This is a genomic window from Pseudomonas sp. GW821-FHT09A09, from assembly GCF_059418405.1.
Window position 1 is genome coordinate 78,580 of the sequence record NZ_JBWKPU010000031.1, and the last position, 6,591, is coordinate 85,170.

4 protein-coding genes are annotated in these 6,591 nt (G+C 61.8%); 2 read left to right on the forward strand and 2 right to left on the reverse strand.

Annotated elements, in window-relative coordinates; genetic code table 11:
• Nucleotides 1-107: 107 nt before the first annotated feature.
• On the reverse strand, nucleotides 108-287 hold the full coding sequence (locus AC07OV_RS23445) for a PA1571 family protein (protein ID WP_176995331.1): 180 nt from the start codon (nucleotides 285-287) through the stop codon (nucleotides 108-110).
• A 236-nt stretch (nucleotides 288-523) separates the two neighbouring features.
• Here AC07OV_RS23445 and AC07OV_RS23450 point away from each other — a divergent pair, with 236 nt between their 5' ends.
• Complete coding sequence (locus AC07OV_RS23450) at nucleotides 524-2,308, forward strand: ABC transporter transmembrane domain-containing protein (RefSeq protein WP_495093082.1); 1,785 nt, start codon at nucleotides 524-526, stop codon at nucleotides 2,306-2,308.
• A gap of 63 nt (nucleotides 2,309-2,371) precedes the next feature.
• Here AC07OV_RS23450 and AC07OV_RS23455 read toward each other — a convergent pair whose 3' ends face one another.
• Nucleotides 2,372-4,300: a transglycosylase SLT domain-containing protein gene (locus AC07OV_RS23455; RefSeq protein WP_176995333.1), complete on the reverse strand. Its 1,929-nt coding sequence runs from the start codon at nucleotides 4,298-4,300 to the stop codon at nucleotides 2,372-2,374.
• 213 nt (nucleotides 4,301-4,513) lie between these two features.
• On the opposite strand from AC07OV_RS23455, the gene AC07OV_RS23460 reads away from it, so the two are divergent.
• Nucleotides 4,514-6,436: an ATP-binding cassette domain-containing protein gene (locus AC07OV_RS23460; RefSeq protein ID WP_176995334.1), complete on the forward strand. Its 1,923-nt coding sequence runs from the start codon at nucleotides 4,514-4,516 to the stop codon at nucleotides 6,434-6,436.
• Nucleotides 6,437-6,591: the final 155 nt, after the last annotated feature.

A 6,591-nucleotide genomic window follows, 5' to 3' on the forward strand; every position in this document is an offset into this window, starting at 1 on the left:
TTGCCGGCGATGGCGTGCTTGCGGTTGCCATCGCCGGCAAGCCGGCTCCTACAGGGGGGCATAAAAAAACCGGCCACCAGGGCCGGTTTTGAAAGAGCTTGGGCGCGTTAGCCTTGCTTGGCAGGCTTGACCAGTCGCTGTTCCAGTTCGCGGCACGCTTGCTGGATCATGGCTTCGGTAATCGGCACTTCGCGCCCTTGGGCGTCGATAATCGAGCAACCCAGGTCTGCTTGCTGCGCTTTGCGGACGACTTCTACTTTGTCAGTGCTGCTAGTGTGCAAGGTCATGGCCTGTCTCCTCATCAGGTTGTGTACCTACCTTAAAACCCCCGCGTGACCGAGCTGTTACAACTCCATACACAATCAGCGGTTCGAATACCCAGTCCACCAGAAACCGATACAAATTTCCAGACGGGCATTAGACCGATAGCCTCTAGGGGTCAGCATCGGCGGGCATAATTAACCTGACTCATTGTTATTTACTCAAGTTCCCCCAATGTAGGTGTACAGGTTCCTCATTGGTGATGCCCTCCATGTTCTCAGTCCGTCAACGTCGTGCGATCCGCCTGGCCAGCCGCTTCATTGCACCCTACCGCTGGCACGCGTTCGGTGCCCTGTTGGCGCTCATCGTGACGGCGGGTATTACCTTGTCCATGGGGCAGGGCATTCGCCTGTTGGTGGACCAGGGGTTCATGACCCAGTCGCCACACTTGCTCAACCAGTCCATCGGTTTGTTCATGATCCTGGTACTTGGCCTGGCCGTGGGCACGTTTGCGCGGTTCTACCTGGTGTCGTGGATCGGCGAGCGGGTGGTGGCGGATATCCGTCGGCAGGTGTTCAACCACCTGATCTACCTGCACCCGGGCTTCTATGAGAACAACCGCAGCTCGGAAATCCAGTCGCGGTTGACCACCGACACCACCCTGCTGCAATCGGTGATCGGTTCTTCGCTGTCGCTGTTCTTGCGCAATGCCTTGATGGTGCTGGGGGGCATCGTGTTGCTGTTCGTCACCAACCCCAAGCTCACCAGCATTGTGGTGGTGGCGCTGCCGCTGGTGCTGGCGCCGATCCTGATCTTCGGCCGACGTGTTCGCAGCCTGTCGCGCCTGAGCCAGGACCGTATCGCCGATGTGGGCAGCTATGTGTCCGAGACCCTCGGGCAGATCAAGACCGTACAGGCCTACAACCATCAGGTGCAGGACGAGCAACGTTTTGCCGTGACGGTGGAGGACGCGTTTACCACCGCGCGCAAGCGCATCGTCCAGCGCGCGTGGCTGATTACGTTGGTGATCATGCTGGTGCTGGGGGCTGTGGGCGTGATGCTGTGGGTGGGCGGCATGGACGTGATAGGCGGGCGTATTTCCGGTGGTGAGCTGGCGGCGTTCGTGTTCTATAGCCTGATCGTGGGGAGTGCCGTGGGCACCTTGAGCGAGGTGCTCGGCGAGTTGCAGCGCGCAGCAGGCGCGGCGGAGCGGATCGGCGAGCTATTGCAGTCGAGCAATGAGATCACGGCCCCGTCCACCGATACCGTGCCGCTGCCGGAGCGTGTCAGCGGCCGCATGGAGCTGCAGGACCTGCGCTTTTCCTACCCGTCACGGCCGGACAGCTACGCCATCGATGGCTTGAGTTTGACCATCAACCCGGGTGAAACCCTGGCGCTGGTCGGACCGTCCGGTGCGGGTAAATCGACGATCTTCGACCTGCTGTTGCGTTTCTACGACCCCCAGCACGGCCGTATCCTGCTGGAAGGCCGGCCATTGACCGAGCTTGATCCGATGGACCTGCGCCGCCACTTTGCCCTGGTGTCCCAGAACCCGGCGCTGTTCTACGGCAGCGTCGAAGAGAACATCCGCTACGGCAACCCGACGGCAAGCCGCGAACAAGTGGAAGCCGCCGCGCGCATCGCCCACGCCCATGATTTCATCCTGCAAATGCCCGACGGCTACCAGACCCATCTGGGGGATGGCGGCATGGGCCTCTCCGGTGGGCAGCGCCAACGCCTGGCCATTGCCCGTGCGTTGCTGGTGGATGCGCCGATCCTGCTGTTGGATGAGGCGACCAGCGCCCTCGACGCTCAGAGTGAACACCTGATCCAGCAAGCGTTGCCGCAACTGATGCAGGGGCGCACTACGCTGGTGATCGCCCATCGCCTGGCGACCGTGAAGCACGCCGACCGGATCGCAGTGATGGACCAGGGCAAGCTGGTGGCGGTGGGCACGCATCAGCAGTTGATTGCGAGCAACCCGTTGTATGCGCGGTTGGCGGCGTTGCAGTTCAGTGATGGGGTGGAAGAACACGTCTCTCACTGATTGATCACCCATAAAAAATGCCCGCATCGTTCAATGCGGGCATTTTTGTTTCTGGGTTACGCCTTATTGATCATCAAAATAGCGCTCATGCCAATCCACCAACGGCTGCGGCGAATTGAGCTTCTGGCCGTAGATCACCGAATAAGACAGCACGTTCTGCACGTATTGGCGGGTTTCGTCGAACGGGATGCTTTCCACCCATACGTCGAAACTCAAGTGGTCGGCACCGCGCAGCCATTGGCGCACGCGACCGGGGCCGGCGTTGTAGGCGGCGGAGGCGAGCACACGGTTGCCGTTGAACTGGCTGTGCACCTGGCTCAGGTAGGCGGCGCCGAGCTGGATGTTTTTGTCCGGGTCGAGTACCTGTGCAGGGGAGGCCAGGGGGATGCTGAACTTGCGTGCGGTTTCCTTGGCAGTGCCGGGCATCAGTTGCATCAGGCCACTGGCGCCAACGCCGGAGCGGGCGTCGTCCATGAAGGCGCTTTCCTGACGGGTGATGGCGAATACCCAGCTGGAATGCAGGCCACGCACCTTGGCTTCACGCACCAGGGTGTCGCGGTGGGCCATCGGGAAACGAATGTCGAGGTCATCCCAGTACTGCGCCTGGCTGATGGTACGGATTGCCGGGAAGTACCACTTCATGTCGTAGGCCAACTTGGCCTGGGCGACCATCTCATCGCGGTTGAAGTGACGGCTGACGTGGTACCACTCGCGGCGGCCATCCACTACTTGGCCGCGGGCGTAGAACTCCAGGGCACGACGCACACCAGGGGTGTTGCGCACCTTGTTCATCAGCGCCTGGCTCATGACCAGCGGCTTGTTGGTCAGCTGGTAGGGCGATTTGGAACGGTCGGCGGCGAGAAAGCCGTAGAAGTCCCGCTCCTTGGCCACGTTCTTGTACAGCACCAGGGCCTGTGGGTTTTTCGGTTCGGCCAGTTCCAGGCTGCGGGCCTGCCAGTAGCGCCAGCGGTTGGTGGTGGCCAGATCCTGTGGGAGCTTGCGGGTCAACTGGTAGGCATCTTCCCAGCGGGCCAGGCGCAAGAGCAGGCGCAGGCGCCATTCGGACACGGTGTTGTCACGCAGTTCCGGGTCGTACTTGGTCATGACGTCCAAGGCGCGCGGGTCATAGCGACGGGCCAGGGTCAGGCCGATTTCCCGGGCGATCGACACTTTTTCGTCACGGGAGAAGTGCATGCTGCTGGCATAGCCGTCGAGCAGGGCCATGGCCTTGTCCGGGTCCTGGCGCGCCAGGCGGCGCAGGCCCAGGCCCACGGCGTCAGACATGGCCTCGTTGGCCGGCAGGAAGCGTGATGGGTCGCCGAGCAGGTTGGGGTTCTGTGCTACGTCCACCATCAGGCGGCCTTGGGCGCCGAGGGTGGGCAGGGTTTTCACCAGGCTGTTGGCCAGCGCGTAGTTGCGCGCTTCGGCAGCGAGTTTGGCGCGGTCCCAGATCTTCTGTTCGGTGAGCTGGCCATCGGCAGCCCATTGGCCGAAGGTGGCGTCGCAGGCAGCCGGTTGGGATTTGCCGGTGAGCCAGAGTTTTTCGGTGTTCTTGTAGCCTTCGGCTTTTAAATTGTGGGTGAGCTGGTACTGAGCGTGAAGGCAGTCCAACTCGACGAAATTGAGCTTGGCGTCGTAGTACTTTTCAAAGGTCTGCCAGTCGCCACGGTCGGAGAGCCAACGCAGCCAGCGCAGTTTCATCCAGTTGGCCTGGGGCAGGTCACCGTTCTTGGCGAGGAATTGCTCGATTTCTTCGTTGCTCGCGGTTTTCAGGCGGGCGGTCAGCTCGTCATAGGCCAGGTACGGCGTGAGCGGGTAGTCGGCCAGGGCGGCGCTGTATTGCATGTACGGGCCGCTGTCGCCTTTGGCCAGGGCGCGTTTGGCTTCATCGTAATATTGACGTTGGGTGGTGAGGTCCACGGCCTGGGCGGATTGAACGGCGGTGGCGGAAAGAATCAGACAAGACAAAAAATTGAAAAGGCGACTGCGCATGAGACGTCCGTGCAGAGAAATCACGACTAGCACCGGCACCGCCGACACTGATTGCCCCTAGCTTAGCCTTTTGCCCGACGCGTGCGAAAGCTTTGCCGGCCGGTTCGTTCAGCTTGGGTGGAAATGTCCTACAGAACGTGTCGGCAGTGAAAATGCCGGCCGCATCCCACCCTCAACTCAGGTAGAATGCGCGCCCAGTTTTTGGAGAAGCGTATGACCCTGCTCAAATTCAGCGATGTGTCCCTTGCTTTCGGCGCTATGCCGTTGTTGGACAAGGTGTCCTGGCAGATCGCCCGTGGTGAGCGGGTGTGCATCATCGGCCGCAACGGCACCGGCAAGTCCAGCATGATGAAGCTGGTAAAAGGCGACCAGAAGCCCGATGACGGCTCTGTGTGGCGTGCCCCGGGCCTCAAGATTGGCGAATTGCCGCAAGAATTGCCGGTGGCCGACGGACGGACCGTGTTCGACGTGGTTGCCGAAGGCCTCGACGGTGTTGGCGCCTTGCTCGCCGAATACCATCACCTGGCGCAGAACTGCGTCACCGAGGAAGACCTGGACAAGCTGATGCACGTCCAGCAAGACCTCGAAGCCCGTGACGGCTGGCGCCTGCAGCAACTGGTCGACAGCACCCTGAGCCGCCTGCAACTGCCGGCCGACAAGACCCTCGCCGAATTGTCCGGTGGCTGGCGTCGTCGCGTGTTGCTGGCCCAGGCCCTGGTGTCCGAGCCGGATTTGCTGCTGCTCGACGAACCGACCAACCACCTGGACATCGGCGCGATCGCCTGGCTGGAAGAGGCCCTCAAGGACTTCCAGGGCGCCGTGTTGTTTATCACGCACGACCGTTCCTTCCTGCAGAACCTGGCCACCCGCATCCTGGAACTGGACCGTGGCGGCCTGATCGACTGGAACGGCGACTACGCCAGCTTCCTGGTGCACAAGGAAGCGACGCTGGCGGCCGAAGAAACCGCCAACGCGCTGTTCGACAAGAAGCTGGCTCAGGAAGAGGTCTGGATCCGCCAGGGCATCAAGGCCCGTCGCACCCGTAACGAAGGCCGCGTGCGTGCCTTGAAGGCCCTGCGTGTTGAGCGCAGCGAACGCCGCGAGCGTACCGGCAAGGCGAATATCCAGCTGGACACCGCCGAGAAGTCGGGCAAGCAAGTGATGGTGCTGGAAAACGTCAGCTTCCATCACCCGAACGGCCCGTTCCTGATCAAGGATTTCTCCATGGTCCTGCAGCGCGGTGACCGCATCGGCCTGCTGGGCGCCAACGGCACCGGCAAGACCACCTTGCTCAAGCTGATGCTCAGCGGCCTGCAGCCGACCAGCGGCAAGGTCGAGGAGGGCACCAAGATCGACGTGGCCTACTTCGACCAGTTGCGCCATCAGCTGGACCTGGAAAAGACCGTGATCGACAACGTCGCCGAAGGCCGCGACTTCATCGACATCGACGGTCAGAGTCGCCATGTGCTCAGCTACCTGGGCGACTTCCTGTTCAGCCCGCAGCGTGCGCGCACACCGGTGAAAGCCTTGTCCGGTGGCGAGCGTGCGCGCCTGTTGCTGGCCAAGTTGTTCAGCAAGCCGGCCAACCTGCTGGTCCTCGACGAACCGACCAACGACCTCGACGTGGAAACCCTGGAACTGCTGGAAGAGGTCCTGCTGACCTTCAACGGCACCGTGCTGATGGTCAGCCACGACCGGGCATTCCTCGACAACGTGGTGACCAGCACCCTGGTCTTCGAAGGTGAAGGCAAGGTGCGTGAATACGTGGGCGGTTATCAGGACTGGCTGCGTCAAGGTGGTTCGCCGCGCCTGTTGGGCGTGACCGAAAGCAAATCCGGCAAAGCCGACTTGAATTCGGCGGTGGTGGCCCCGGTGGCCGCTGCACCGGCTCCGGTTGCAGAAGCTGCGCCGGCGGGCAAGAAGAAGCTCAGCTACAAGCTGCAACGCGAGCTGGAAGCCTTGCCGGGCGATATCGACGCCAAGGAACAGCAGATTGCTGCGGTAGAAGCAGAAATGGCTGATGCGGGTTTCTACCTGCGTCCGGCGGCGGAAACTGCCAAGGTGATTGCTTCCCTGGAAACGTTGAACCAGGAACTGGAAGCGCTGGTGGAGCGTTGGGCTGAGCTGGATGCCTGAGTGATTACAGTGCATTAAAAAACCCGGTGTTCATCAGATGAACACCGGGTTTTTTATATGAAATGCGCTTCAACTGTAGGAGCTGGGTTGGGGGGGGGGGGGGGGGGGGGGGGGGGGGGGGGGGGGGGGGGGGGGGGGGGGGGGGGGGGGGGGGG